The organism is Streptomyces odontotermitis, assembly GCF_050510915.1.
Taxonomy (GTDB): Bacteria; Actinomycetota; Actinomycetes; order Streptomycetales; family Streptomycetaceae; genus Streptomyces.
Genome location: NZ_JBNJLS010000001.1, coordinates 583,023 through 607,722 on the forward strand (window position 1 = coordinate 583,023; position 24,700 = coordinate 607,722).

Sequence of the window (24,700 nt, forward strand, 5' to 3'; positions counted from 1 at the left end):
TATCACCGCTCGGGACGGCGCCCCTCTTGCCGCTTGCGCCGCCCGCCTCCCCCAAGGTTCACCCGATCTTCATGAGGCTTGCGGAGCCTCGTACTCAAGGAGCACCTTGGCGTGAGCATGCTCTGTCCGCACCGCACAGACCCGCCCCCAGACCGCTCCCCCCACCGGAGGTCTCCCGTGTCCGGCAGAAACGTGTCCCGGCGCAGCCGCGCCCTGATAGCCGCCTCCCTCTCCCTCGCCGGAGCCGCCGTCGGCCTGTGGACGGGGCTCGGCGGCTCGTCCGCGCAGGCAGTCGCCGGGGTGCCCACCCCGGACCACGTGGTCGTCGTGGTCTTCGAGAACCACGCGTACGGCCAGGTCGTCGGCTCGTCCAGCGCCCCGTACATCAACTCCCTGAAGAGCGGCGGCGCCGACCTCTCCCAGTCGTACGCGGAGACGCACCCGAGCCAGCCCAACTACTTCGCCCTGTTCTCGGGCGCCACCCAGGGCATCACCGACGACAGCTGCTACACGCCCGGCTTCAGCTCCGCGCCCAACCTCGCCGCCGAGCTGACGGCCGCCGGCAAGACGTGGGCGAGCTACAACGAGGGCCTGCCGAGCGAGGGTTCGACGACCTGCTCCAGCGGGGACTACGCGCGCAAGCACAACCCGTGGTTCGGCTTCAGCAACGTCTCCACGTCGACGGCCCACACCTTCTCCGCCTTCCCCACCGACTACAGCAAGCTGCCCGACGTCTCCTTCGTCGTGCCGGACCTGTGCAGCGACATGCACGACTGCTCGGTGAAGACGGGCGACACCTGGCTGAAGGACAACCTGAGCGCGTACGCGAGTTGGGCCAAGACCCACAACAGCCTGCTGGTCGTCACGTTCGACGAGGACAACCGGCTCAGCGGCAACCGGATCCCGACGGTCCTGTACGGCCAGCCGGTGACCCCCGGCTCGTCGTCGACCACGAAGTACAACCACTACGACCTGCTGCGCACGCTGGAGGACATGCACGGGTTGCCGCACGCGGGGAACGCGGCGAACGCCAAGGACATCACGGGCGTCTGGGCCTCTTGAGATGTACGTGCGTGAGATGTACGTACGTGACATGTACGTACGCGAGATGTACGTAGTCGACGGGACCTCGTGACATGTACGTAGCGGACAGCCGTGCCACTCCGGCGTCCGCGACCGAGGAGGGTGCCGCCCGCACGACTCGTGCCGGGCGGCGCCGCTTCACGGTCGCACCCACCGTCTTCGCCCTCGGCTCGGTCAGCCTCATCACCGACGTCTCCTCGGAGATGGTGACGGCGGTGCTCCCGCTGTACCTGGTGGTGGGCCTCGGCCTGTCCCCGCTCGGCTTCGGCCTGCTGGACGGCGTCTACAACGGGGTGAGCGCGCTCGTCCGCCTCGTCGGCGGGCACCTCGCGGACCGGGGCGGCCGCCACAAACTGGTGGCGGGCCTCGGCTACGGGCTTTCGGCCGTGTGCAAGCCGCTGCTCCTGCTGGCGCAGTCGCTGCCGCTGATCGGGCTCGTCCTGGCCGCGGACCGCACGGGCAAGGGGCTGCGGACGGCGCCGCGCGACGCGCTGATCTCCCTGTCCTGCGAACCCGCCCAGCGGGGGCGGGCGTTCGGCGTCCACCGCGCGATGGACACGGCGGGGGCGCTGCTCGGGCCGCTGGCCGCGTTCCTGATCCTGCGGGCGACCGTGGACGGGTACGACGCGGTGTTCACGGTGAGTTTCTGTGTGGCGGTGGTGGGGGTGGTGGTGCTGGTGCTGTTCGTGCCACCGCGAGAGGCTGCGCCTCACACGCGGCCGGATCGGGAGCAGCTGGACCGGGAGCGGCCGGATCGGAAGCGGCCAGATCGGAAGCGGCCGGACCGGGAGCGGCCCACCCTGCGTGCCGCGGTCGCCCTGCTGCGGGGGCGGCCCCTGCGCCGTATCACCGTCTGCGCCCTCCTCCTCGGGCTGGCGACCGTCAGCGACTCCTTCGTCTTTCTGCTGCTGCAGCGCCGACTCGGCGTGCCGGAGCGGTGGTTCGCGCTGCTGCCGCTGGGCACGGCGGCCGCTTTCCTGCTCCTGGCCGTTCCACTGGGGCGGCTCGCGGACCGGTGGGGCGGCTGGCGGGTGTTCCTGTGCGGGCACGGGGCGCTGCTCGCGGCGTACGGGCTGCTGCTGTCCGGCTGGCACGGGTCCGCCTTCCCGTACGCGGTGCTCCTGCTGCACGGCGCCTTCTACGCGGCGACGGACGGGGTCTTGATGGCGGCGGCGTCGGAGAGTGTGCCGGCCGCGCTGCGTTCGTCGGGGCTGGCCGTCGTGCAGACGGGGCAGGCGCTGGCCCGCTTCGCCTGCTCGATCGCCTTCGGTGCCGCGTGGACGGCGTGGGGCGACCGGGCGGCGCTGAGCGGGGCGGCGGTCGCGCTGGCGGGCTGCGCGGCCGTGGCGACGGTGCTCCGCCCGTCATCGGCTTCCCGGTCGACTTCCCGCTCCGCTCTCACTTCGAAGGCTTCCGCATGACCATGACCATGACCCTGACCCTGACTCCCCGTGCCCGGCTGCTGGTTCTGCTGGGCGTCGTTCTGGTGCTGGCCGGTGTCGGTACCGTCGCCGTGCTGCACGCCGCCGATCGTGCCGACCGTCGGAACCATGTGCAGCCGGGTGGGCCGCGGGTCACCGCGGGACGGGTCTCCCTCGCCTCCCCCTCCTCCTCTGGGCTGATGGTGTTCCGCAACATGGCGTGGGGGCCGCACCGTGACGAGCTGACCAGGGTTCCGGCCGGGGATCCGGGAGGTCCGCGTGTCGCGTCGGGTGTGAAGTGCCTGCGCTTTCACGCGAGTTCGGGGACCGGGATCTGCCTCCAGGCCCGGCATGGGGCCCTGCGGGACACGTATCGGGCGGTGGTCCTGGACTCCCGGCTGCGGGAGAAGGCCCACTACGACGTGCCGGGTATCCCGTCGCGGGCGCGGGTCTCTCCGAGCGGGCATCTGGCGGCCTGGACGGCGTTCGTGGGCGGGGACTCGTACGCGGGCACCAACTTCTCCACGCGGACCGCGATTCTGGATGTGCGGACAGGGAAGCTCATCCCCTCGCTGGAGGCGTTCCGCATCGTGAAGGACGGGCGGGTGTACCGGTCGGCGGACGCCAACTTCTGGGGTGTGACGTTCAGTTCGGACGACCGGCACTTCTACGCGACGCTGGCGACGCGGGGGAAGACCTATCTCGTACGAGGGGATCTGCGCGCCCGTACGGTGACCACGCTGCGGGCGAACGTCGAGTGTCCGTCCCTGTCTCCTGACGGGACGCGGATCGCCTTCAAGAAGCGGGTCGAGGGGCGGTCGGCCGATGCTCCTTGGCGGTTGTATGTGCTGGATCTGCGGTCGATGCGGGAAGTGGCGCTGGCGGAGACGCGGAGTGTGGATGATCAGGTGGTGTGGAGGGGTGGGAGTGGGAGTGGGGGTGGGGGGCGGGCCGTGGTTTATGGGTTGCCGGGGGACTACGGGGCCGATCTGTATGAGGTTCCTGCGGATGGGTCGGGGGCGCCTCGGCGGTTGATGAAGGCGGCGGTGTCACCGGTCTACCTGTGATCGCATCACGTGGCCTTCTCGACGAAGGCGACGTTGTCCTCCGTGACGTCGTCTGGGGAGGGTGCGATGCGAGAGCTGTAGGCGTTCGAGATCGAGCCGGAGGTGAGGGAATGGCTCGAACGGTTATCGGACGCCGAATACAGCGGACACGGACGACCCCGAGCGCCTCGCTATCCGGGAAGCGATGGCCTTCGGGAAGGCCCTGTATGACAGGCGTAAGGCGGCACTGCGCCCACGCTGGAGTTGCTGCGGCTGCTGGCGGGCGCCTTGGATGCGGACGTACGCCTCACGCCTGGTCACGATCTCGGATCGCTGCTCTTCGAACCGCACGCCGCCTGAACGGTGTCCGGCTCTCGGTCGAGGCGCCGTCTTGGCCCACGCGCCGCCCGCTCCGCCGGAGCTCCGGTATCCGCTGTGCAGCTCGTCGACTGGCTTGCTCTTAGGCCGACTTGTCCGGATCCGCGTTGCCATCGGGGAGCTCAGCGCCGTGGTTCCTGAACTGTCGTGGTGTGCGCCTCACTGGCCGGGTGCCGTCCTGGCCCACCCGCCACCCCCTCCGCCGGGGTGTGCGGCGCGGCGGGTGCCGTTGCTCTGCGAGTTGGTCCCGCTCGGGTTGTTGTGCCTCAGCCCCTCGCTGAGGGGTCCCCTCCGGTCGGGGGTGTGGGGGTGTGGTGCCCGGTGGGTTCGTGGGTGCTCATGGCCGCCCTGCCGTATTGGATTTTGGCGGTTGCGGAGCCGCAGTAAAGGGCGCTCCGCTGCGCTGCGCGTCGGCTGCGCCGATGGCCCTGCGGGCCACCCTTGACTGCCCCTCCTCCACCGCGAGTTGCCCTCTTGGCAGGGCGGCCCGGGGCCCGGCCCCACGGGTCCGGCCCGGTGGGCGGTACCGGTTTCGCTGCCGTCTGCTGCCCGGCACTGACCGTGTCGCCCGGGGAGTATGACAGTGGCCGCACGGGCTGGAAACGGCAGTCGCTATGACGCGGCTTTCGCTGCCGTCTGCTGCCCGGCACCGACTGTGCCGCCCTGCGGTGCCCGGTCCGACCGGAGCGGCCTTGGTGGGTGGGGGCCGAGGGCTCGTAGCCGAGTGCACGGCCGGTGGTGGGTGCCTTCGCCGTTCCGGCGGAGGGGGCCGGTTTCGTGGAGTGGCCCGGGAGGCGGGGTCCCGGGGGGCAGGGTGCCGGAATGTGCGTGGTCCCGGGATGTGCCGGGAGGCGGGGGCCCGGCACCTCTTTTGGAAAGGTTGTGTTGGGGGAGTTCGCGCGCCCCCTCAAGTTGCTGTGGTGCGCCCCTGTGAAGGGGCTTGTCTCATATCCCCTTTGGTCTAGTTGGCCATTTGCCATGCGAATTGCGAGGATCGCACGTGCACAGCTCGTACCACCTGGGGGAACCGCTCGATGACGACCAATCCGCACACCGCCGCCGAAGAGGCCGACCGGGCCGACGGGGCCGACGGGGCCGGGCAGTCTGCCCTCGACGAGTGCGCTCCTTCGTCCTACCGGTCTTCCTCCCTCCGCGAACGCGTCCTCGGGCTCCTCTCCCCTCTCGCCCTCTTCGCCGCCCTGTGGTGGGCCGCCGAGCAGCGCGTGCCGCTCGTGGTCGCGATCCCCGTCTCCCTGGCCGCTCTGGCCCTGATCGCCGGGTGGATCTGTTTCCACCGGCTAAAGGATCAGCGTCTGCCCCACACCCGTCTAGAGAGCGGGATGGGGAGCACGGCCGCCATCACGCTCGGGCTTCCCGCCGGGAACACTCTGTGGGACACCCCGGACAGCACCGTCGGCATCGTCGTTCCGGCCGCCGTCCCCGCCCTCGCCCTGCTCGTCTATCTCGTCTCCCGCTGGCGGGCCTGAGGAGCGAGGGAAGCCGGGGGAAGCCAGGGAAAGTCCAGCTCCGCCCAGACCGTCTTGCGCGGTGCGGGGCCGACCTCTGTGCCCCAGCGGTCGGCCAGGGTTTCCACCAGGAGCAGGCCGCGTCCCGACTCCGACTCCGCTCCGGCTCGTGCGAGTTGCGCGGTCCGGGGCAGCCTCTCGGGGCACGTGTCGGTCACTTCGATGCGGAGGGTTCCCGCGCCTGACAGCCTGAGAGTCGTACGGAAGTTACGGCCGGGCACGCGGCCGTGCAGCGCCGCGTTGTTCGCCAGCTCGGCCACGATCTGCTCCGCCGTCTCGAACGGCCGCTCCCACTCGATGAGTTGCTGCACCGCCAGGCGCCGGGCCAGGCGGGCACCTCTTGGCGTTGCCGAGAGCAGGATTGTGAAGTGGCGGAAGGTGGTGGGGGGTTGGGCGGTCTCTGAGTTCACGTCACTCAGCGTGGTCGTGTGCGACTGCCCTGAACAGCAGTGACGTCTGTGCGTACAGGGGGTACGGGTGCGCGTTGGGCACGTACGGGACTTCGGGAGGGTGGCGCGCATGCACGAGGTCGAGAGCGAGCTGGGTTGGGACGTCGAGCCGGGAGAGGAGGTTGACCCGGCGGTCGAGGCTCTCGGCCACTTGCAGAAGCGGCGGCGGCAGGCGGCGGGACTGAGCGTCGTCGAGTTCGCGGACGCTGTGGGGTATGGCGAGGACCAGATCCGCAAGGTCGAGCGCGGGGCGCGGATTCCGAGGCCGGAGTATCTGGACAAGGCCGACGAGGTGCTCGGGGCGAACGGGATGATCTCCGGGTTGAAGGAGGACCTGGCCAAGGCCCGGTACCCCAAGAAGGTACGGAAGTTGGCCAAGTTGGAGCAGCGGGCGGTCGAGCTCTCGCTGTACAGCAACCACAACCTGCATGGGTTGTTGCAGACGAAGGAGTACGCAGAGGCCCTGTTCCGAGTACGGCGCCCCACGCTCTCGCACGATGAGCTGGAACAGGCGCTGGCCGCCCGGCTGGACCGGCAGAGCATCTTCGACCGATCACCCGCGCCCGACATCAGTTTTGTCCAGGAGGAATGGCATCATCCGGGCCCAGGCTCTCGCGCCAGCGGAGTCGCTGGCCTTCATCGAGCAAGTGCTGGGAGAAACATGAGCCTCAAGCCCACTGTCGGAGACACCTCCTGGCTCGACTTCGTAAGGTACGCATCCACTGGATGACATGCCCCTCGGACGAAGGGAAACCGCTCCATGGACATGACACTCGAAGTGATCCTGGTGCCTGTCTCGGACGTGGACCGGGCCAAGGACTTCTACGTGAACAAGGTCGGCTTCCACGCCGACATCGACGGGGAGGTCATGCCGGGGCTGCGCATCGTGCAGCTCACCCCGCCCGGTTCGGGGTGTTCCATCGCGCTGGTGGAGGGGACCCTGCCCGGGCAGGAGAATCCGCCGGCGCCCGGGTCGTACCAGGGGCTCCAGCTCTGTGTCGCCGACGCCAAGGCCGCGCACGCGGAGCTGACCGCACGGGGTCTTGAGGTCAGTGAGCCCGTGGCCTTCACGCCGGACGACGGGGCCACCTTCATGTACTTCAAGGACCCCGACGGGAACGGCTGGTCGATCCAGGAGTACCGCCAGCGAGTCGACAAGCCGCTGCACAAGCTGCTGGCCGAGCGGGCCGGGAGCCAGTAGGAGAGGCGGGGGCGGAGCGTCCCGGACGGGGCGCTCCGCACAGCCTTACAGCACCGGCAGGTTCTTGCGGAGCTCGAAGGCCGTGACCTCCGACCTGTACTCCTCCCACTCCTGCTTCTTGTTGCGCAGGAAGTGACGACGGTCCGTAGCGACCTCTTGCGATCAAAGTCGGCGCAGCGCTGACCAGCGGTCGAACGGTTGTTATTGGTCGTCATTGGTCACTGTGGGCTGCCCTTCGACGGCCCACAGACGGCCCGGCTCGTGCGTAGAGGAGTAGCCCATGAGCCCTGCCGGGCGGCCCCTCGTAGGGTCGCATCATGCAGCCCTTGGCGTTCTTCGACCTCGACAACACTCTCATCGACCGTCAGGGCGCCTTGGAGAGCTACGCCGCCGAATTCTGCCGGGCGCGCGAGTTGGGCGCCTCAGCAGAGCGTGAAATGCTGACGTTGCTGGGGGCCCGCGCCTACCCGAAGGACTTCGAGGCACTCAGGCAGCGTTGGGGGCTCGCCGAGTCTGCGTCTGCTCTCTGGGAGTCGTACGTCGATGGCGTCTCTACTCGTGTGACGTGTCTCCCTGGCGTGACCGCAGGGCTCGACAGGATGCGCGCGGGCGGATGGGCCCTGGCAGTCGTCACCAATGGAGCAGCAGACATTCAGCGAGCGAAGCTCGAACACGTCGGCCTGTGCGAGTACTTCGCCACCGTCTGCGTCTCAGAAGAGGTCGGAGTACGGAAGCCCGATCCGCGAATCTTCCACGCAACGGCCGAGCGTTGCGGTGTGGACCTGACCAGACACGGATGGATGGTCGGGGACGGCGCTGTGACCGACATCGGCGGCGGCGCCGCTGTGGGTCTCCACACCATGTGGATCGCCCTCGGCCGCCTTTGGACGACCGAGGGCGCTACTCCAGACCGGGTGGCGGACACTACCGCCGCCGCCATCTCCGAGCTCCTGGCCGAGAGCGAATAGCCAGTCAGCCCGTGCCGTGGAGCCGTTCAAGGGCCTCCTCCAGACCCAACTTCGTATCCTTCACGCCCTTCCACCGCTCCATCACGCTCGCGGCGGCTTCCGCGAGCTCAGGAGGTAGCCCGGCTTCAACCAGCGCGCTCGCCGCCTCACGCATCTCTGGGGCCCACCTCCATGCCCGAGCGGCGACCTTCGGGATGTATGCCGTCTCCGAGAGGTAACTGGTCGTCCGCTCCTGCGCGATGTCGAGGAGCTCATCCTGAACGTCGTGGTCACTGGCCAGGGCGTAGGCGACGGAAGCAAGGACACGGCTGGCCTTCTGGAAGCTGCTGTACGAGAGCTTCAGGGCTGAGGCCCGACCGACCTCATCCCCGAGAAGACGGACGTCCACGACCGACTCCGTGAAGACTCTGGAGACGACGGCAAGGGCACCTTCGGGCCCCGACAGATAGAGTCTGGTGTGTTTGCCCGCTGCCGGAGGCGACCCAACAACAGAGCCATCAATCACCGTGGCGGAGGTGGGCAGCAAGGCCGCTGCGACGCCCGACATCGTGGCGGGGGCAATCGCGTTCGCGTCCACGTAGATCCCGCCGAAGCGAACTGCGGCGACCTCGGCGGCAAGGTCCTCCGCATTGGCCGGCGGGCACAGACTCATGATGATGTCGCAGTGCCTAGCCATCTCGGCAACACTGCGTACGTCGGTGAGCCCGGCCCGCTCAGCCCGTTCCTTGGTCTCAGGGCCGCGCCCGCTTGAGCACCAAAGGACCTCTACGCCGCCCTTCTTCGCCTGTGCGGCTACAGCCGCACCCATGCTCCCAGGGTGCAGGATGCCGAGAACCGTCATCCGATCAACTCTCGAATATCGCGAACCTCGGCTCCCACACCGGCCAACCGGGCTTCGTCGATGGCCCGTGCAGACTCGGGAGGCGTGAGCTGATCGGTCCGAATGACGAGTGACCAGGGCTCTTCCATGTGGTCCAGTAGGTCTTGCCGTGTCTCTTCCCAGACCTTCAGGCGAGCATCGACGTCCTTGTCCATACGGCCCTGACAACGCGCTGCCGTCACGTCCCGAGGACACCAGAGCAGTACACGGACCCAATGCAGCGGGAACGCGCTGACGGCTTGTGCGCCGATGACCTGCCCCATGTGCAGAACAGGAACACGTCCGGAGTTCACGAGTCGTGAGACCTCCTGGCGGTCGATGGCGTACTCGGCGTTGTACCGAGCATTGCGGTAGAGGAGCTCCCCGGCACGCGATAGCTCTTCGATGTGGTCGGACGAGGTGAGCCTGTAGCCAGCCGTTCGACCAGGCCCGGCCTTGAGGCGCTCGAAGAGCTCGAACTCAGGTCGTCGAGCGACAAGTTCACCGGTAATGGTGTCCTTTCCGGCGCCCGGGGGGCCGTACAGGATGACGCCGGAGGAGGTCACAATCCACCGCCGTTCAGTACGTCGCGTGCCTCATCAACGAGGGTCATGGCTGCGCCGAGGCGATTGTCTGCGACGAAGTGCGGACCCTGAGGGCGCATCTTCATATCCAACGTGGCGAGGTATTCGTCCCATGCCTCCATCTTCCACATGTCGCGGGCGGCACCTCTGAACTCAATGTACTCACGCATGGATTCCTGGTCGCACTCGACCCATATCGTCGAGAGTGATACCTGCTTGGGTCGACAGAAGTTCTGAAATCGCTGCATCCATGCCGCTTGCGAGAACTCGGCAACAAACGGGGCGTCGAGAATTACCGAGACGCCTGAGCGAATGTTCTCCTTCGCTACCTCAATGAGGCAGTGATATTCGAGTGGCCGAACTTTCTCGCGGTACAGGTCTGAGCTGCGGTCATGCGCTTCACCACCGAGCGCCACCAGGAGTTGATCCACCAAGCGGCGGGTGAGTGTGTCCTTGTCAAGAATGGTCCAACCCGTCAGTCCGCCAAGGAACTTCGCCATCTCAGATTTCCCCGAACCGGCAAACCCTCCGACAAGGATGACGGAGGCCCCATCGACTTCCCCACCTGGCACACCATTGCGTCGACGCCATGCGTTGACGATGCGCTCCCGCAGGGCGTCGGCGTCTACGTCATCCGTTCCAGCTCGGATACTGCCAAGCGCCTTCAGGATGGCCTGTGACGGTTCAGCCAATGGAGGTGTCGCCTGTATCGGGACGCTGGCCACTGGGGGCTCCTCTCCGGGAAGTGATGGACGGAAGCCGAGTTGAGACTCAGTGCAGCGGTAGAGAATGCAGTACGCCCGCCGATAGTGAGGGTTGGGGTGCGTTCCGTTCTCGTGATTCCACAGAGTTTGGAAGTTCGCAGCAACGTTGAGCTTGTGCCGCTCGGCGATGTCTCGCAGCTTCTCCCCGAGCTCTTCCAAGGTGAGTTCGAACTCTTTCCGGTACTGCGGCAGCAGATTCACTTTCTTATCTGTCTCCCTGCGAGCCATCTGTCCCCTCCTCGGATACCCGCTAGGAACCGCGAGTGTAGCGGCTCAACTAGCCCTACGAAACTTCGTGATGCTGCGCGTATAAGAGAACGTTTAAAAGAGTTGAGGCTATGTCAGGTAGTGGATCGTGATACAGCTTTCCGGGCCTCGGCTGTGGAATTGAGCACATCCGAACAGGAGGTGCTCATGCACAGCATCAAGAGCAGCGCGGCCACCCAATGGCCGCGCCAACAGGACCCGGTCGGGCCGCTACTTGCCCTCCAGGTCCGCCATCCGCTCACGAAGCTCGTCGACGGCGTTACGGAGCTGCCCCACCTCGTCACGCAGTTCAGCGATGGCCCTCGCGGGATCGGCGCTCTTAGCCGCGTCCACCGAGTCCGCCGTCAGGAACGCCCCCTTGCCCTGGTGACTCACCACGAGTCCGTCCGAAGCGAGTTGCCTGACGGCGGCACGGGCAACAGTGACCGTGATCTCGTACTCCTCCTGAAGCTCCGTCAGCGACGGCAACTTGCCAGTCTTGGCGAACTCATTCTTCGCGATCCTCGCCCGCAGCGTCTCCGCCACCTGTTGGTAGGCGGGCTTACCGGTCCACTCGACCATCTGCACCCCAAGTTCTTCGTCGTCTCTGCCTCATAGTGCCCAAGCGGCACAGGGAGAACCAGCATGCGACGCGCCTTGTTCCGCAAGGGGACTTGACGCACTCTGCCTCACAGTGCACTCTGAGGCAGAGTTGAGTGAACGGCTCGCCCCCTCTCGAAGGGGAGAGCGTCGCTTACGACCTGTTTGACCTGCACGAATGCAGAGGGCGGGGACGCTGCAATCCCGCTAAAGGCCAGGGGACAGGGCTTCGGCCCGACTGGCGAGGTGGCCCGGTGACCGCGAGCAACGGCCGGAGAGTGGGGATCTGGTCCCCCTTGCAGTGCACTTCCCCTGTTCAGCGGCCTGAAGGAGTGGCAGTGAGTCGACGAAAGCAATGGGCGCAGCCGTGATTGACCGGCACGGTGGCGCCGCCTCACCCCCGGCCCGTGAGCGCGAAAGAGCCTCGCGGCCAACCGGTCACCTTCTACCGAATCGCGGCGGCTAGCGCTGCGCCGGTTGCCTCCTTCGCCCGTCCGGGACCGCCTTCGCGGTGTCGTACGGGCGGAGTTGAGGGGAGCCGGGATGGTCCTGGATCTGACCTGAGGGGAGCACGTCATGGCAGAGCGTTGTATCCCGTGCGAGCAGCACGCCGAACTCCACAAGGGCAACTGGCTAGGCATCGGCCAGGAGCCCTGTGCGCAGTGCGAGCAGCATGCCGTGATGCATGCCCAGGAATCGGGCGTCGGCGGGCTGTGCCTGGTGGTCACGCTCACCGCTGTTGCTGTCGTCGGCAGTGTGCTGCGGCTCGGCAGGAAGGGGGCGCGCTGATGGGCATCTTCTCTTCTCCGTCGGATGACGACTACTGGCACTGCGACGGCTGTAAGGCGCACTACCTGCTGCACAAGGGCGGCAAGGGTCTGCCTTGTGCCTGGTGTGAGGCGCACGCCGAGGAGGGTTCTTGGTGGCGCTGAGGCAGTCCATCACCGGCCGCTGACCGGTGGCGTGTCCGCCCCGATGGTCGCAAGGCCGGGTTCGACTCCCGGCCGGGGCACCTGCTCTGGCTCTTCGCACGCACCCAACATCCCTGCGTACTGAAGGAGTTTCGTCATGCCCCAGCGCACGTTCGAATCGAGCACGACCGGCCCGGTCGTGTTGGGTCTGTCTCTGCCGGTGGGCCACGTGGACGTGGCCGTCAGCGAGAGTCACACCACCGCCCGCGTGGTGCTGTCCACCGAGGACAGCACGGGGCCGGCGGCTGACGCCGTACAGCGGACCCGCTCGGAGCAGACCGGGCAGGCGCTCGGTATCGAGGTGCCGGAGATGCCCGGCGACGTCATCGTGCAGAGCTACCACGGTGGACGCGTCGTGCAGAGCGTCGGCACCGTCTACGGCTCTGTGACCGGCATGACCATCGTCAACGGCCGCATCGTTTCCGGGAGGTCGAGCGGCATGCTGGCCGTGAGTCCGATCGAGGCGACCGTGTACCTGCCCGCCGGATCGTCCCTGGCCGTGGTCTCCACCTCGGCCGACGCGAAGGTTCACGGCGATGTGGAGCGGTTGGAGTTCCGCTCCGTCTCCGGCGACCTCATCGCAGATGGGGCGCGGGAGTTGAGCGCGTCGACCACCTCCGGGGACGTGGACGTGGCCCGTGTCAGTGAGCGTGTCTCGGCCCGCTCGGTCTCCGGGGACATCGACGTGGCCGTCTACGGCGGCCATGTCGCGGAGCTGAAGAGCACCTCTGGGGACGTTGCCCTCGCCGCCACGGCCGGTTCGTCGGGCACTGTGCGTGCCCGCAGCGTCTCCGGCGATGTCCGTCTCTCCGGCGCCCGCCACCTGGCCGTGAGCGCGAACAGCGTCTCCGGCCACGTCCGCAACCGGTGACCGGCATGGACTCCCAGCCCGCCGCCCTATTCGCGGCTGTCTTCGCCGCCCTGTACGTGGCTCACAGCGTGGGGGATCACTGGGTGCAGACCTCGCACCAGTCCGCCCACAAGGGCCGCCCCGGCTGGGTCGGCCGCCTGGCCGATGCCCGGCACGTGGCCACTCTGACCGCCACCAAGCTCGCCGTCCTAGCGCCGGTGGCCTGGCTGCTGGACATGTCGCTGACCGTCGCTGGCCTGGTGCTGGGGCTCGGCATCGACGCCGTCACGCACTGGTGGGCCGACCGCCGCACCACCCTCGCGTGGTTGGCCCGCGTGATGGGCAAGGCCGAGTTCTACCGCCTCGGCACGCCCCGGCCGGACCGGGATGACAACCCGCACATCGGCACCGGCGCCTACGCGCTGGATCAGTCCTTCCACCACCTGTGGTTGCTGGTCGCCGCGCTCCTCATCGCCACCGTCTGACCTTCTCGCCGGGGCGGCCCGCCTCTCGCCAAAGACCGCGGCCGCCCCGGCTCCATGCCCCTTCGACACGGGAGAGACCCCCATGCGTAGCTACATCGGCGGCCATCAGGCCGTCACTGACCTCGACTTCGTCGAACTTGCCCTCGGTACCCCGGTTGAGCTGTGGCTCGGGGTGGAGGGCGAGAGCCAGGAAGAGCGGGATGCTCGGCTGGATGCGGCCCGCGACATCCTCGCGGTGAACCCGCACCTGCCCGATGACGCGCTCCGCGTCGCCGCCGTGGCGATTGAGGCGCACGCGCCGGAGCTGTTCAACGTCGTCCCGCTCGCCCGGCCCACCGCCCGCACCCGTCGGGTCCGGAAGGGGGCGGCGGCATGATCCGCATCGTCACCAGGAAGCGCCTTTCGCTCCTCGAAGCCGACACACGGGCCGCGTTCGAGCGGGCCCGCCAGGCGACCGAGGCGGCGGACAAGGCATCTGCCCGGCACACGGTCGAGCTGTTCGCCGTCACCGGCCGCGCGGAGCGCGCGGAGACGGCCACGGAGGAGGTCGGCACGCTCCTGTGCCGTGCTGTGGACGAGCTGAGCGCCGCTCAAGAGGACCTTCTTCTCAAGGACATCGAGCTGCGGCGCCTGCGCGAGGAACTCACCGAGGCGCTCGTACCGGCGCGGCAGGTGTTCGTGCTCGTGCACTACGGCACCCCGGTGATGGTCTACCGCAGCCGTGAGGACGCCTACGCCGACACCGCCACCCACGGTGCTCCGGCGGACCGCCCGTGGGGTCCGGCCCGGCACTTCTGGGCGGATGCGGAGTGGGTGCTCGCAACGTTCACGTACGACCCCGCCTCGCACGGCTTCCGCGGCTCGCTGACCCCGGTGGCGGAACCGGTCGGGGGTGCGGCGTGAACGCTGTTCATATCCGTTCAGCGGAGAAGGCACTGTCCGCCGGCACGTGGCTGATCGTGTTCGGGGCGATGCTCTTCTCCATCCTCACCGTGACGCCGTTGATGGCCAAGCACACCGCCGACGCGTGGGACTGGACGGCGCCGATTCTGCCGCTCGTGGTCGATGCGGCCGTGGTGATCGTGGTCAAGCTCGATGACGTGCTGGCCCGCCTGGGTGGGCACGGCGGGCGCTGGCCTGTGGTGCTGCGCTGGATGACCGGTCTGATGACGCTGGCGCTCAACACCGCCGACTCCGCGCTGAAGAAGGACCTGGTCGGCACGGCCGTGCACGCCGTGGCGCCCCTCCTGCTCATCGTCACGGCCGAGACCGGTCTTGCCTACCGGCGGGCCATCGCGCAGGCCGTCAGTGCCCTGGAGGCCAAGCAGAAGGCTGAGCGCGAGGAACGGGAGCGGGCGGCTCGGGAGCGTGCCGAGCGGGCACGTGCTGAGGCCCGCGAGGAGCGCGAGCACGCCGAGCGGCTGGCGCGTGAACAACGCGACCACGAAGCACGCCTGGCCCGTGAACGGGCTGAGCGTGAGGAGCGTGGCCGTCGTGAGGAGCGCGAGGCCCGGGAGCGGTTGGAGGCTGTCGAGCGGGAGGCTCGTGAACGCCGTGAACGCGAGCATGAACAGGGTGAACGCGAGCGTCTCACGCGTGAACGCCAGGCCCGCGAGCGTGCCGAAGCGGAACAGCGCGAGCGTTCCTTGGCGGTGGAGCGTGAACGCCGTGAACGCCAGGAGCGGGCCGAGCGTGAACGCGCCGCGCTCCTGAGCCGCGGCCCCGCGCAGAGCAAGCTGCCCGAGGCAGAGGCGCGCCGGATCGTGGCCGCCGCGTTCTCGGCGGACCTGTCGGTGCGGGAGGCGGCGGAGCTGTGCGGCTGGTCGGTCGGCTGGGTCAACGCCCGCTACCAGGAACTCAAGCCTCAGCCTGCGCTCGCCAGTGCGGCACCTGAAGAGGTGGCGGCATGACGGTGGCCGCGTACAGCAAGTGCTACGACCCCCACGGCGTCCGCTACGGGGTGCCCACCTACCCGTGGCGCCTGGCGCCCGATGGCTACGCCACCCGCCGCCAGCTGCGCGCCCGCGGACTGCGGCCGGGCGGACAGCCGATCGCCGCGCAGGTCATGTTCGCCAACCGCCGTGCCGGCGGATTTCGGGTGGCCTACCTCTACCGCGAAGACCTGGCCAAGCCGGTGCGGCCGATGACGTCGCGCAAGTGGGGCGCGCTTGGCCTGGCGATGCTCGCCCGCCGCACCTGCCCCGTCTGCGGCCTCACGTACAGCTACTGCCTGCCGACCTCGCTCGGCATGTGCGTGCTCTGTGCCTACCCCGATGACCAGCGCGCCGCCTGAACACCCCACCCAGATCTGGGAGTTCTCATGGATCACTCACGCCTGCCGTTACGCCGCCGCCTGGCCTTTCCGCTCATGTGCGCGATAGCGCTGGGCTGCGGCGCCTTCACCGGTGCCCAGCTCGCCGCCTATCACGTGCCGGTGCTGCTGCTCATCTCCTGCGCACTGGCCACCGTCTCCTCGGTCTTGTGCGTGCTCGGGCAGGCCAAGGAGGCGCTGACGAGCGTTGTGCACCGCTGCCCCGCCGATGACTGCGACTTCGAAGTCCGCGTCAGCGATGGCGACGCCGCAGAGAGCCGCAGGTGGCAGGAGATTGCCGCCGACCACCCCCACCACGACCACGCCGCCCGCTAGGAGGGCCGACCATGTCCAAGCCCAACACGCGCCGCCTGGACTATGCGATTCAGCAGACCCGCCGCGAACTCGCCGCCGTGCAGAAACGCGAGCTGTGGGCGCTGAACGGCAGCGAAGCGCGGGCCGCCCTGTCTGCTGCGGCCGGTGGCTCGCTCAAGGTCGCCCGCGGCAAGAGCGGCGTCCGCGGCGAGCACAAGGTGGAGGACACCTGGAGTTCGGCCGAGACCCGGCTGAACGCGGAACTCACCGCCCTTGAGACCGAGCGGCAGAAGGCCGTCAACGAGGCAGCCGCCGACAAGGCGGCCAAGACCGCGCAGCGTTCCTCCCGCTGGTGGTAGCCGCGCCCCGCCCCACCGTCTGACGCCTCAACTTCCCTGCCCGTGAGGCCCGGCCGCCCACCTCCTACAGCGACGGCCGGGCCCCTTGTTTTCCTCCCGAAAGAGGAGCCCTCAGTGAAGCACCCCGACGATGACAGCGAGCTGTTCGAGCGGCTCGAAGCCGAGTTCAACGGACTCGAAGATGAGCGGGCCGCCGACGCGTCGCCTGACTCGGGCGGCACGGTGGTCGACCTTGAGTCGGCTCGTGCCGCCCGCAGTGAGTCGGCCGACCCGACGCGCGATTCCGCACCCGACCCGACGCCTGTCGAGTCGGCCGACTTGGAAGGCGACCCGACCGCACGGGTGTGGGTCGACAAGCCGACCGCGAAGGCGGCCGGGCCCGGCTACCTGGGTCGGCTCCAGGGTGCGCGGCGCCGCACGATCGTGCCTGAGTGGCTGCGCTCCACCACGGAGCTGAAGACGGCCGCCTCGTGGGTGGCTCGCCACTACGCGCACGCGGTCGGCTATCACGCGCTGCGCACCCCGGTCTACGCCGCCCGCCTCACACTCCAGGCCCCCACCGGGGCCGCGCGGTTCATCGGCGGCACCATGCGGTGGGTGGCCGACCGCGAGGGCGAACCAGTCCGCCTGGCCGCCGTGCGCCGCGAGGACGCGGCCGAGTACCTGACCCTGTCGCGCCAGCGTGATGGACGGGTGCGGCTGCGCACCCTGATTGCGTTGGTGAGCGGCTTCGTCGGCCTGGTCACGGCGCTGACCCTGTATGTGCTGGCGCCCGCCTGGCTTCAGGCGGTGTCTGTCTCAGCGCTGGTCATGGGGCTCGGGTGCGTCGGGCGCCGGGCAGATGACCCGGTCATCCACCGTGCGGTGGAGCTGCCCAAGGCCATGAAGCTCACCTCGGACATCGTGCTGCGCGCGCTGGGCGCGGTGGACATCAAGGCCATCAACCAGGCGCACGCCAAGGGCAAGGACGGCTTCGAGTTCACCGCCCCCATCACCCGCGACGGCCCCGGCTGGCGGGCGGAGGGCAACCTCCCCTACGGCGTCACCGTCACCGACATCATCGAACGGCGCGAGCGCCTGGCCTCCGGGCTGCGCCGCCCACTGGGGTGTGTGTGGCCCGAGGCCGTCCCCGACGAACACACCGGCCACCTCGTGCTGTGGGTGGGCGACCAGGACATGAACAAGGCCAAGCAGCCCGCCTGGCCGCTGGCCAAGTCCGGCACGGTCGACCTGTTCAAGCCGGTCGACTTCTCCACCGACCAGCGCGGCCGCTGGGTCGGCCTGACCCTCATGTACATCGCGGCGGTCATCGGTGCGATCCCGCGCATGGGAAAGACCTTCCTGCTGCGCCTGTTCGCGCTGATCGCCGCCCTGGACCCCCGGGCGGAGCTGCACACCTACGACCTGAAGGGCACCGGCGACCTGGACCCGGTCGGGGAGCACGTTGCCCACCGACACCGGGCGGGCGAGGAAGACGAGGACATCGAGTATGCGATTGCCGACATGCGCGAGGTCCGCCAGGAGCTGCGGCGCCGCGCCAAGGTGATCCGCTCCCTTCCCCGCGACATCTGCCCGGAGTCCAAGGTGACCAGCGAACTCGCCTCCAAGCGCTCGCTCGGGCTGCACCCCATCGTCATCTGCGTGGACGAGTGCCAGGTGTGGTTCGAGCACGACAAGTACGGCAAGGAGTTCGAGGAGATCTGCGTCGACCTGGTCAAGCGGGGACCGGCGACCGGCATCGTGCTGATCGCGGCGACCCAGCGCCCGGACGCCAAGTCGCTGCCCACCGGCATCTCCGCGAACGCGGGCGTGCGACTGTGCATGAAGGTCATGGACCACACCGCCAACGACATGGTGCTGGGCACCTCCGCCCACAAACGCGGGGTGCGCGCCACCATGTTCGCCTGGGCAGACAAGGGCATCGCCTACTTCGTCGGCGACGGCTCCGATGCCCGGATCATCCGCAGCGTCTACGTGGACGCACCCGCCGCCGAACGCATCGCACTGCGCGCCCGCAAGGCGCGCGAGGCCGCCGGCACCCTGTCCGGCCACGCGCTGGGCCAGGAGCCGGAGGTGACGGTAAGCGCCTACGACCTGCTCGCCGACATCCTCGCCGTCGTCCCCGCCAAAGAGACCAAGGCGTGGTCGGAGACCGTCACAGCTCGCCTCGCCGAACTGCGCCCCGAGGTCTACGACGGATGGGATCCCGACGCGCTCGCCGCCGCCCTCAAGCCGCACGGCATCACCACCATCCAGGTGGGCCGCCGGGTGAAGGGCAAGGTCGTCAACCGGCGCGGCATCGACCGCTCCCACATCACCACCGCCATTGCGGAGCGTGACGGAAAGCGGGACGCGAGCTGAGCCGCCGGGGCCGCTAGCGATAGCGGCACACCCCGCTAACGTTAGCGGCCCCGCTAGCGCCCCAAACCCCATCTGATCTGGCCGCTAGCGGATAGCGGCCCACCTGCGGAAACCCTGGAAAACCGCCTGGAAGGGCCCGTCATGCCCCCTGCCCTGCTCGCTATCACCCTCACCATCGGCATCACACTCTGTTACGCCGCCTTGTGTGCCGGGTCGCCGTTCGGCGACTGCCGCAAGTGCTCCGGCATCGGCCACCTGATCAAGACCGACCGCAAGGGACGGCCCAAGCGCGGCAAGCCCTGCCGCCGCTGCAAGACCACCGGCAAACGCATACGCCTGGGCCGCCACCTCTACAACCTGTGCTCCCGCACCTACCGCGCAGGCACCCGCTGATGCGCACCACGATCCGCCTCGCCCTGTTCGGCGTCGCCCTCGGCCTGCTGCTCGCCTCCTGCCCCAGCCACGACACCGCCCCAACTCCCGCCCCCACCACCCAGAAAGGAGCCCCGGCATGGCCGTGACCGTCTCCCTGGTCTTCCTGTTCGGCCTGGTCCTGTTCTTCCTCCTGCGCGGCAAGTCCCTCGGCTTCGGCGCCGCGTTCATCGCCGTGATGTTCGGCTTCTTCCTCGCCTCCACCGGCGCCGCCACCCCCATCAACAACCTGACCACCGCCGTCATCGACGCGGCCCAAGACGCCAGCAATTGAGAGGAGTTCACCGTGACCGCACCACCGACCCTGATGGCCGCAGGAGAGCTGCGCACCGCCCTGGAAGCCCACACCCGCGGCGACGTGCCCGCTGCCGTGGCCGCGCTCATGAGCATCGACGCCACGTCCTGGCAGGCCATCGCCGACCGCCTCGCCGCGATGGGCGGCACCCTGCCCCAACTCCTGGACGCCGTAGGGCAGGAGCGGCCGTGAACCCGAACCTCATCGCCGCTATCGCGCTCGCCAGTCCGGCCGCCGTCGTCACCACCGTGTCCCTGCTCGGCCACCGCTGGGCAGGCCGCCGGGCCGACGCCCTCGCCGCCGCCTTCGCCGCCCACCGCGCCGCCACCAAGGGCCCGCCGCAGGGCGGTCCGTGCGGGCCCGGCGACCCGGCCCCCGCACCCGAGCCGGACCCCGCAGAGGTACAGACACGGCTCGCCCCCGTCGTCTCCCTCGACGCCCGGCGCCGTGACCGCGCCGCCTGATTTCGACGACAAGGAGCACCGCCCCATGGACGACTTCAACCCCTACGACTGCGAGCACTGCGCCCCGTCCGACGGCAGCGAGCCCTACGACTACCCGCACTGCTGTGGCTGCGGCGCCGACGGCAGCAGCGAACGCCCCGACTGCACCTGCAACTAGCCCCGGAAGGACACCCCATGTTCGAGATCCGCGTCATCTGCGACGAAGCCGACCGCGAGCACATCGCCTGCGTCCTGGCCAAGGCGTTCGACACCGGGCCGGAGCGCTGTTTCCTCGGCCGCCCCGCGGGCAAGGTCCGCCTGTACGTCACCGCCGACCACCTCGCGACCGACCCCGAGCAGCACTCGCGCCGTGCCGCCGATGCCGTCCGTTCCTTCAACCACGCCACCTTGCCCACCCGCGGCACCCCGAGCCTGTACCCGGGCGGGGCGTACGAAGCCCTCGGCTCATTCTCCTCGCTGGCCCAGCGGCTCCCGCAGGCGTTCGAGCAGATCAGCACCGATCTGGAACGCCTGGATAAGACCGGACGCCTCACCGCCTGTCACGGCACCCCGGTCATGCACGTCACGGACGTCCAAGACGCACTAATCGATGCGGCGGTGTATGCCGACCGCCTCGGGGAGGCCCTGAACAGCGCCCACAGTTCCGCCAGTCCGCTCGGCTACAGCGACTTCGCCACGGCCAAGCCTGAATGCGCAACGGCCGCGGTGGCCTCCGCACCGGCCAACGACGCAAGGGCCATCACCCCCGCTGCACCGGTCACGGAGCAGCCCCCGTTCTAGATGCGCCCGGGGCGGCCGCCCTCTCGCCAAAGACCGCGGCCGCCCCGGCTCCATGCCCCTTCGACAGAACAAGGAGAACCCCCAGCATGACCCAACCCACCCTGATCCGGCGAGACCGCTCCCGGCCGTGCCTGGTCGATGCCTTCTGCTGCCAGGGCGGCGCCGGCACGGGCTACCACCAGGCCGGATTCGACGTGACCGGTGTCGATAAGGACGCTCAGCCCCGCTACCCGCTCGCCTTCCACCAGAGCGACGCCATCGCCTTCATCCTGAAGTTCGGCGCGGACTTCGACTTCATCCACACCTCGCCGCCCTGCCAGCACGACACCGACTGCCAGCGGCTGCGCGGCAACCCCCACCCCGACCTGATCGGCCCGACCCGTGAGGCCCTGAACGCGACTGGCCGGCCGTGGGTGATGGAGAACGTCCGCGGCGCCGCCGCCAAGCTCCACAACCCCGTGATGCTGTGCGGGGCCATGTTCGGCCTGAAGACCTACCGCCACCGCTACTTCGAGACCGGCGGCGGCTTCACCCTCACCCCGCCCCCGCACCCCGAACACAGGTCGCCGCAGGCCAAGATGGGCCGCCCCGTCCCGCCCGGCCACTACGGGCAGTACGTCGGCAACTTCTCCGGCGTCGACCAGGCCCGCCAGGTCATGGGCGTGCCCTGGATGAACCGCGACGGCATCCGCGAGTGCATCCCACCCGCCTACACCGAGTTCATCGGTCGCGCCTTCCTTGCCGCCGCCCTGCCGCTGGAGGTGGCCGCGTGAACGCGCGCGTGCTGCCGCTGCGGCGGCCCAACAGGCTACGGGTGCTGGATCTGTGCTGCGGTGCCGGCGGCCTGTCGATGGGCTACTACCTCGCCGGATTCGACGTCGTCGGCGTCGACCACCGCCCCCAGCCCCGCTATCCCTTCACCTTCCACCAGGCCGACGCCCTCACCTTCCCCCTCGACGGCTTCGACCTGGTCCACGCCTCCTGGCCCTGCCAGCACTTCGCCAAGGTCACCGCCTGGCGCGGCGACCAGGCCGACCATCCCAACCTGCTCACCCCCGGCCGCGCACTGCTCGAAGCCTCCGGCCTGCCATGGGTCATGGAGAACGTCCCCGAAGCTCCGCTGCGGCCGGACTACCGGCTGTGCGGCACCCAGTTCGGCCTCAACGTCCGCCGCCACCGCACCTTCGAGACCTCCTGGGGCGGCGGCGGAGACCTGGTCCCGCCCTGCTGGCACCACAAGGGACTGCTCGCCTTCCAGCACAAGGGCGAGCGCGCCTACGCCGACGCCATGGGCTGCACCTGGATGACCAACCTCGAAGCCCGCCAGGCCGTACCCCCCGCCTACGCCCAGTGGATCGCCACCCAGTACCTCGCCCTCGAAGGGAGCGCCGCCGCATGAGCAACCACCTGCGCACCGCCCTCCGCCTCGCGGCCGAGGGGCTGCCTGTGCTGCCGTTGCGCAAGGGCAAGGCGCCCTTCGCCAACTGCCCCGCATGCCTGTACACCTCGTGTGGCGGGCGCCCGCACATGAAGACCCCCGGCCCCTGCACCTGCCCCGCCCCCTGCCACGGCTGGGCCGCCGCCACCACCGACACCAGCATCATCATCTCGCCCGCATGGGCGACCGCATGGCAGGGCGCCGGGGCGGTCGCCTACCACCCCGGCGGCGCCGGGCTCACCGTCGTCGACCTGGACGACACCGACGCAGTCATGTGGGCCCGCGAGACGCTGCCCGTGACCCGTACCGTGCCCACCACCCGCGGCGAGCACTGGCTCTACCAGGGCGCCATGCGCTCCGCCAACGCCGTACGGCCCGGTGTGGACATCAAGTCCACCATGGCCTACGCCCGGTGGCTCGGCCCTGGCACTGGCACCCTCACCGCACTGCCGGACGTCGTGCGCGCACTGGCCGTGAAACAGCCCGCCACGGCCCCGCATGTGCCGCAGGCCGTCCCGGTGCCCGCGGGTGCCGGGGGCGGGGCGTGCCGGCACCGCACGCCCGCCTATCTGGAGCGTGGCCTCGCCATGGCCGAGGGGCGCATCACCGAGGCACGCGACGGGATCCACGCCACCGTCTACAGCACGTTCCTCGCCGTGCTGTCCACGCATGGCCGGTGCGGCTGCCTCACCGAGGCGCACGTGGCGCGGCTGTTCGCCGCCGCGCAGGCCAAGGGCGAAACCGCCCGGCACTGCACCGATGCATGGACCAACGCCCGCGCCAAGTTGGGACTGTGACCATGTCCGACGACGACAAGACCCCCGCCCGCGAGGTCATCGCCGACTACGCGAAAGCGCACTTCCGCTACTTCCGCACCGCCGACGGGACCGTCTACGCGCAGCAGAACGGCCACCCCGTGGCCCGCCCGATCCGCTCCCAGGGCACCGCGGGAAGCCACCGCCAGGAACTCATGGTCGGCCTGTTCAACGACGGCCGCGGCGTGTTCAACGGCACCGCCCTGAAGGAGGCGTTGGACTTGATCGAAGCACTCGCACTGAGCCAAGACGTACAGCCCGTGCACATCCGCGTCGCCCCCGGATTCGGCGGCGCAACCTGGCTGGACCTGGGCCGCAACGACGGCAAGTCCGTCCGCATCCACCCCACCGGCTGGGACATCGCTGTCCCCGATCCGGCCGAGGTGTGCTGGCGACGCACCCAGCTCACCGGCGAACTCCCCCTGCCCGCCAAGGACACCGACGGCAAGGGCATCGATCTGCTGCTGAGGCTGTGCAACTTCGCCACCGCGGAGACCGAATGCCTGGCCATCGCCTGGCTGATCGGCTGCCTCGGCCCGTCCGTGCCCGTCCCCGCCCCCTTCCTCACCGGACCCCAAGGCGCCGGCAAGTCCACCGGCGGCCGCATGCTCGTGCGCATCATCGAGGGCATGAGCGGCGACCTGCGCCGCGCCCCGAAGGACGAGGAGAACCTGATCGCGGCCGTGGCCGCAGGCTGGGTCACCGCCCTGGACAACCTCTCCTACCTCTCCCCGGACCTCTCCGACGCCATGTGCTGCATCGTCACCGGCGCCGAGACCGTCAAACGCGCCCTCTACACCGACGGCGACGTGGTCCGCGCCCGCTACCGCCGCCCCCTGCTCATGACCGGTATCGACGTGGGCGTCATCCGCCCCGACCTCGCCGAACGCCTCCTGCCGCTGCGCCTGGAGCGGCCCAAGGTCCGCCGCACCGAGGCGGAGCTGTGGGCGGAGTACGACGAGATCCTTCCCGTCGTGCTCGGCTCGCTCCTCGACCTCACCGTCAAGGTCCGTGCCGCCGAGGCCGACATCCCCACCGACCTGCGCATGGCCGACTTCGCCCACCTGTGCGCGCAGTTGGACGCGGCCACCGGCCTGGGAGCACTCGACGCCTACCGGCGCAGCCTGGACGACCTCAACGACGACGTCATTGAGGGCGACCTGCTCGCCCAGACGGTGCTGCAGCACGCCGCCGGCATCGACGCGGGGACCGAGGAGCGGATGACGTCGGCCGAGTGGCTGCACTGCCTGACCCGGCTCTACAGCGGCGAGGACTGCCGCCCGCTGCCTAAGGGGTGGCCGACCACGGGCAAGGTGCTCTCCGACCGTCTCAAGCGCCTTCAGCCCACCCTCGCCGCCCGCGGGGTCTTCATCGACTGGGGCCGCACCAAAGCAGCCCGCTTCATCGAGATGAGCCGCCCGCCTGCCCCGCCCGCACATGAGCAGGAGCAGGCGTTCTGATCTGCCGCGGGGGCCGTCTCGGACAAGCAAGAAGAGCACCCGCCGCCAGTGGTGCTCTTCTTGCTGTTCGGCGGCTCGCCGCCGCCCGGTGGTCGTGCCGCGAAGCGGCTCCTTCTCTGCTGTTCGCGCTTGAACGCGCGCACCACCAACAGACACCACCCCTTTCTCTTTTCCTAAGGAAAGAGACCCTGCGTCACCCGCGTCATCCGAGGACGGAAAACAGGCCCTGACCTGCCGCT

33 protein-coding genes and 1 pseudogene are annotated in these 24,700 nt (G+C 69.2%); 29 read left to right on the plus strand and 5 right to left on the minus strand.

Annotated features, from left to right (window positions below; genetic code table 11):
* Nucleotides 1-177: 177 nt before the first annotated feature.
* The 4 genes from ACQB60_RS02655 to ACQB60_RS02670 all read left to right on the plus strand — a co-directional run bounded on the left by ACQB60_RS02655 (nucleotide 178) and on the right by ACQB60_RS02670 (nucleotide 5,415).
* The gene (locus ACQB60_RS02655) at nucleotides 178-1,062 is read left to right on the plus strand and encodes an alkaline phosphatase family protein (RefSeq protein ID WP_496924144.1); all 885 of its coding nucleotides are present in this window, start codon (nucleotides 178-180) and stop codon (nucleotides 1,060-1,062) included.
* Between the two features lie 74 nt (nucleotides 1,063-1,136).
* Complete coding sequence (locus ACQB60_RS02660) at nucleotides 1,137-2,504, plus strand: MFS transporter (protein WP_496924145.1); 1,368 nt, start codon at nucleotides 1,137-1,139, stop codon at nucleotides 2,502-2,504.
* Between the two features lie 20 nt (nucleotides 2,505-2,524).
* Nucleotides 2,525-3,571, plus strand: a complete 1,047-nt coding sequence (locus ACQB60_RS02665) for a TolB-like translocation protein (RefSeq protein ID WP_496924757.1) — start codon at nucleotides 2,525-2,527, stop codon at nucleotides 3,569-3,571.
* Between the two features lie 1,391 nt (nucleotides 3,572-4,962).
* Complete coding sequence (locus ACQB60_RS02670; RefSeq protein WP_496924146.1) at nucleotides 4,963-5,415, plus strand: hypothetical protein; 453 nt, start codon at nucleotides 4,963-4,965, stop codon at nucleotides 5,413-5,415.
* Here ACQB60_RS02670 and ACQB60_RS02675 read toward each other — a convergent pair.
* On the minus strand, nucleotides 5,388-5,864 hold the full coding sequence (locus tag ACQB60_RS02675) for an ATP-binding protein (protein ID WP_496924147.1): 477 nt from the start codon (nucleotides 5,862-5,864) through the stop codon (nucleotides 5,388-5,390). The genes ACQB60_RS02670 and ACQB60_RS02675 overlap by 28 nt on opposite strands.
* 109 nt (nucleotides 5,865-5,973) lie before the next feature.
* Here ACQB60_RS02675 and ACQB60_RS02680 point away from each other — a divergent pair, with 109 nt between their 5' ends.
* On the plus strand, nucleotides 5,974-6,633 hold the full coding sequence (locus ACQB60_RS02680) for a Scr1 family TA system antitoxin-like transcriptional regulator (RefSeq protein ID WP_496924148.1): 660 nt from the start codon (nucleotides 5,974-5,976) through the stop codon (nucleotides 6,631-6,633).
* Between the two features lie 30 nt (nucleotides 6,634-6,663).
* Nucleotides 6,664-7,104, plus strand: a complete 441-nt coding sequence (locus ACQB60_RS02685) for a VOC family protein (protein WP_496924149.1) — start codon at nucleotides 6,664-6,666, stop codon at nucleotides 7,102-7,104.
* 45 nt (nucleotides 7,105-7,149) lie between these two features.
* Here ACQB60_RS02685 and ACQB60_RS02690 read toward each other — a convergent pair.
* Nucleotides 7,150-7,236 (minus strand): annotated as a pseudogene (locus ACQB60_RS02690) (glutamine synthetase); the annotation flags it as partial.
* A 194-nt stretch (nucleotides 7,237-7,430) separates the two neighbouring features.
* Here ACQB60_RS02690 and ACQB60_RS02695 point away from each other — a divergent pair.
* On the plus strand, nucleotides 7,431-8,072 hold the full coding sequence (locus ACQB60_RS02695; protein ID WP_496924150.1) for an HAD family hydrolase: 642 nt from the start codon (nucleotides 7,431-7,433) through the stop codon (nucleotides 8,070-8,072).
* Nucleotides 8,073-8,076: 4 nt separating this feature from the next.
* Here ACQB60_RS02695 and ACQB60_RS02700 read toward each other — a convergent pair whose 3' ends face one another.
* The 3 genes from ACQB60_RS02700 to ACQB60_RS02710 form a co-directional block, all read right to left on the minus strand.
* Nucleotides 8,077-9,147 carry a DUF1932 domain-containing protein gene (locus ACQB60_RS02700; protein ID WP_496924151.1) on the minus strand — a complete coding sequence of 357 codons (1,071 nt, stop codon included), beginning with the start codon at nucleotides 9,145-9,147 and terminating at the stop codon, nucleotides 8,077-8,079.
* A 346-nt stretch (nucleotides 9,148-9,493) separates the two neighbouring features.
* Complete coding sequence (locus ACQB60_RS02705; protein WP_496924152.1) at nucleotides 9,494-10,507, minus strand: P-loop nucleotide/nucleoside kinase family protein; 1,014 nt, start codon at nucleotides 10,505-10,507, stop codon at nucleotides 9,494-9,496.
* 249 nt (nucleotides 10,508-10,756) lie between these two features.
* Nucleotides 10,757-11,107: a winged helix-turn-helix domain-containing protein gene (locus ACQB60_RS02710; protein WP_496924153.1), complete on the minus strand. Its 351-nt coding sequence runs from the start codon at nucleotides 11,105-11,107 to the stop codon at nucleotides 10,757-10,759.
* A gap of 594 nt (nucleotides 11,108-11,701) precedes the next feature.
* Between ACQB60_RS02710 and ACQB60_RS02715 the strand changes: the two genes are divergently transcribed.
* The 22 genes from ACQB60_RS02715 (at nucleotide 11,702) to ACQB60_RS02820 (ending at nucleotide 24,461) form a co-directional block, all read left to right on the plus strand.
* Nucleotides 11,702-11,914: a hypothetical protein gene (locus ACQB60_RS02715; RefSeq protein ID WP_496924154.1), complete on the plus strand. Its 213-nt coding sequence runs from the start codon at nucleotides 11,702-11,704 to the stop codon at nucleotides 11,912-11,914.
* Nucleotides 11,914-12,057, plus strand: coding sequence for a hypothetical protein (locus ACQB60_RS02720; RefSeq protein WP_496924155.1), 144 nt, complete (start codon nucleotides 11,914-11,916; stop codon nucleotides 12,055-12,057). Before ACQB60_RS02715 ends, ACQB60_RS02720 begins: the two co-directional genes overlap by 1 nt.
* Before the next feature lie 136 nt (nucleotides 12,058-12,193).
* Nucleotides 12,194-12,967: a DUF4097 family beta strand repeat-containing protein gene (locus ACQB60_RS02725; RefSeq protein WP_496924156.1), complete on the plus strand. Its 774-nt coding sequence runs from the start codon at nucleotides 12,194-12,196 to the stop codon at nucleotides 12,965-12,967.
* A 5-nt stretch (nucleotides 12,968-12,972) separates the two neighbouring features.
* Nucleotides 12,973-13,431, plus strand: a complete 459-nt coding sequence (locus ACQB60_RS02730) for a transcriptional regulator (protein WP_496924157.1) — start codon at nucleotides 12,973-12,975, stop codon at nucleotides 13,429-13,431.
* A gap of 82 nt (nucleotides 13,432-13,513) precedes the next feature.
* Nucleotides 13,514-13,807, plus strand: a complete 294-nt coding sequence (locus ACQB60_RS02735) for a hypothetical protein (protein ID WP_496924158.1) — start codon at nucleotides 13,514-13,516, stop codon at nucleotides 13,805-13,807.
* On the plus strand, nucleotides 13,804-14,334 hold the full coding sequence (locus ACQB60_RS02740) for a hypothetical protein (protein WP_496924159.1): 531 nt from the start codon (nucleotides 13,804-13,806) through the stop codon (nucleotides 14,332-14,334). The genes ACQB60_RS02735 and ACQB60_RS02740 overlap by 4 nt, the downstream gene beginning before the upstream one ends.
* Nucleotides 14,331-15,341, plus strand: a complete 1,011-nt coding sequence (locus tag ACQB60_RS02745) for a DUF2637 domain-containing protein (RefSeq protein ID WP_496924160.1) — start codon at nucleotides 14,331-14,333, stop codon at nucleotides 15,339-15,341. Before ACQB60_RS02740 ends, ACQB60_RS02745 begins: the two co-directional genes overlap by 4 nt.
* The gene (locus ACQB60_RS02750) at nucleotides 15,338-15,724 is read left to right on the plus strand and encodes an RRQRL motif-containing zinc-binding protein (RefSeq protein WP_496924161.1); all 387 of its coding nucleotides are present in this window, start codon (nucleotides 15,338-15,340) and stop codon (nucleotides 15,722-15,724) included. Before ACQB60_RS02745 ends, ACQB60_RS02750 begins: the two co-directional genes overlap by 4 nt.
* 27 nt (nucleotides 15,725-15,751) lie before the next feature.
* Nucleotides 15,752-16,078 (plus strand): hypothetical protein, encoded by a 327-nt coding sequence (locus ACQB60_RS02755; protein WP_496924162.1) that lies wholly within the window; start codon nucleotides 15,752-15,754, stop codon nucleotides 16,076-16,078.
* An 11-nt stretch (nucleotides 16,079-16,089) separates the two neighbouring features.
* Nucleotides 16,090-16,416, plus strand: a complete 327-nt coding sequence (locus ACQB60_RS02760) for a hypothetical protein (protein ID WP_496924163.1) — start codon at nucleotides 16,090-16,092, stop codon at nucleotides 16,414-16,416.
* 114 nt (nucleotides 16,417-16,530) lie between these two features.
* The gene (locus ACQB60_RS02765; protein ID WP_496924164.1) at nucleotides 16,531-18,777 is read left to right on the plus strand and encodes a cell division protein FtsK; all 2,247 of its coding nucleotides are present in this window, start codon (nucleotides 16,531-16,533) and stop codon (nucleotides 18,775-18,777) included.
* A gap of 141 nt (nucleotides 18,778-18,918) precedes the next feature.
* A complete protein-coding gene (locus ACQB60_RS02770; protein WP_496924165.1) occupies nucleotides 18,919-19,170 on the plus strand; it encodes a hypothetical protein in 252 nt (83 codons plus the stop codon).
* Complete coding sequence (locus tag ACQB60_RS02775) at nucleotides 19,170-19,298, plus strand: hypothetical protein (RefSeq protein WP_496924166.1); 129 nt, start codon at nucleotides 19,170-19,172, stop codon at nucleotides 19,296-19,298. The genes ACQB60_RS02770 and ACQB60_RS02775 overlap by 1 nt, the downstream gene beginning before the upstream one ends.
* The gene (locus ACQB60_RS02780; protein ID WP_496924167.1) at nucleotides 19,289-19,483 is read left to right on the plus strand and encodes a hypothetical protein; all 195 of its coding nucleotides are present in this window, start codon (nucleotides 19,289-19,291) and stop codon (nucleotides 19,481-19,483) included. The genes ACQB60_RS02775 and ACQB60_RS02780 overlap by 10 nt, the downstream gene beginning before the upstream one ends.
* Before the next feature lie 12 nt (nucleotides 19,484-19,495).
* Nucleotides 19,496-19,696, plus strand: a complete 201-nt coding sequence (locus ACQB60_RS02785) for a hypothetical protein (RefSeq protein WP_496924168.1) — start codon at nucleotides 19,496-19,498, stop codon at nucleotides 19,694-19,696.
* On the plus strand, nucleotides 19,693-19,968 hold the full coding sequence (locus tag ACQB60_RS02790) for a hypothetical protein (protein ID WP_496924169.1): 276 nt from the start codon (nucleotides 19,693-19,695) through the stop codon (nucleotides 19,966-19,968). The genes ACQB60_RS02785 and ACQB60_RS02790 overlap by 4 nt, the downstream gene beginning before the upstream one ends.
* Before the next feature lie 25 nt (nucleotides 19,969-19,993).
* Nucleotides 19,994-20,125: a hypothetical protein gene (locus ACQB60_RS02795; RefSeq protein ID WP_496924170.1), complete on the plus strand. Its 132-nt coding sequence runs from the start codon at nucleotides 19,994-19,996 to the stop codon at nucleotides 20,123-20,125.
* 17 nt (nucleotides 20,126-20,142) lie between these two features.
* Nucleotides 20,143-20,748: a hypothetical protein gene (locus ACQB60_RS02800; RefSeq protein ID WP_496924171.1), complete on the plus strand. Its 606-nt coding sequence runs from the start codon at nucleotides 20,143-20,145 to the stop codon at nucleotides 20,746-20,748.
* Between the two features lie 86 nt (nucleotides 20,749-20,834).
* A complete protein-coding gene (locus ACQB60_RS02805) occupies nucleotides 20,835-21,521 on the plus strand; it encodes a DNA cytosine methyltransferase (RefSeq protein ID WP_496924172.1) in 687 nt (228 codons plus the stop codon).
* Nucleotides 21,518-22,147 carry a DNA cytosine methyltransferase gene (locus tag ACQB60_RS02810; RefSeq protein ID WP_496924173.1) on the plus strand — a complete coding sequence of 210 codons (630 nt, stop codon included), beginning with the start codon at nucleotides 21,518-21,520 and terminating at the stop codon, nucleotides 22,145-22,147. Before ACQB60_RS02805 ends, ACQB60_RS02810 begins: the two co-directional genes overlap by 4 nt.
* A complete protein-coding gene (locus ACQB60_RS02815) occupies nucleotides 22,144-22,983 on the plus strand; it encodes a bifunctional DNA primase/polymerase (RefSeq protein WP_496924174.1) in 840 nt (279 codons plus the stop codon). Before ACQB60_RS02810 ends, ACQB60_RS02815 begins: the two co-directional genes overlap by 4 nt.
* A 2-nt stretch (nucleotides 22,984-22,985) precedes the next feature.
* Nucleotides 22,986-24,461: an AICE element replication initiation protein gene (locus tag ACQB60_RS02820; protein WP_496924175.1), complete on the plus strand. Its 1,476-nt coding sequence runs from the start codon at nucleotides 22,986-22,988 to the stop codon at nucleotides 24,459-24,461.
* The last annotated feature ends 239 nt before the right edge of the window (nucleotides 24,462-24,700 follow it).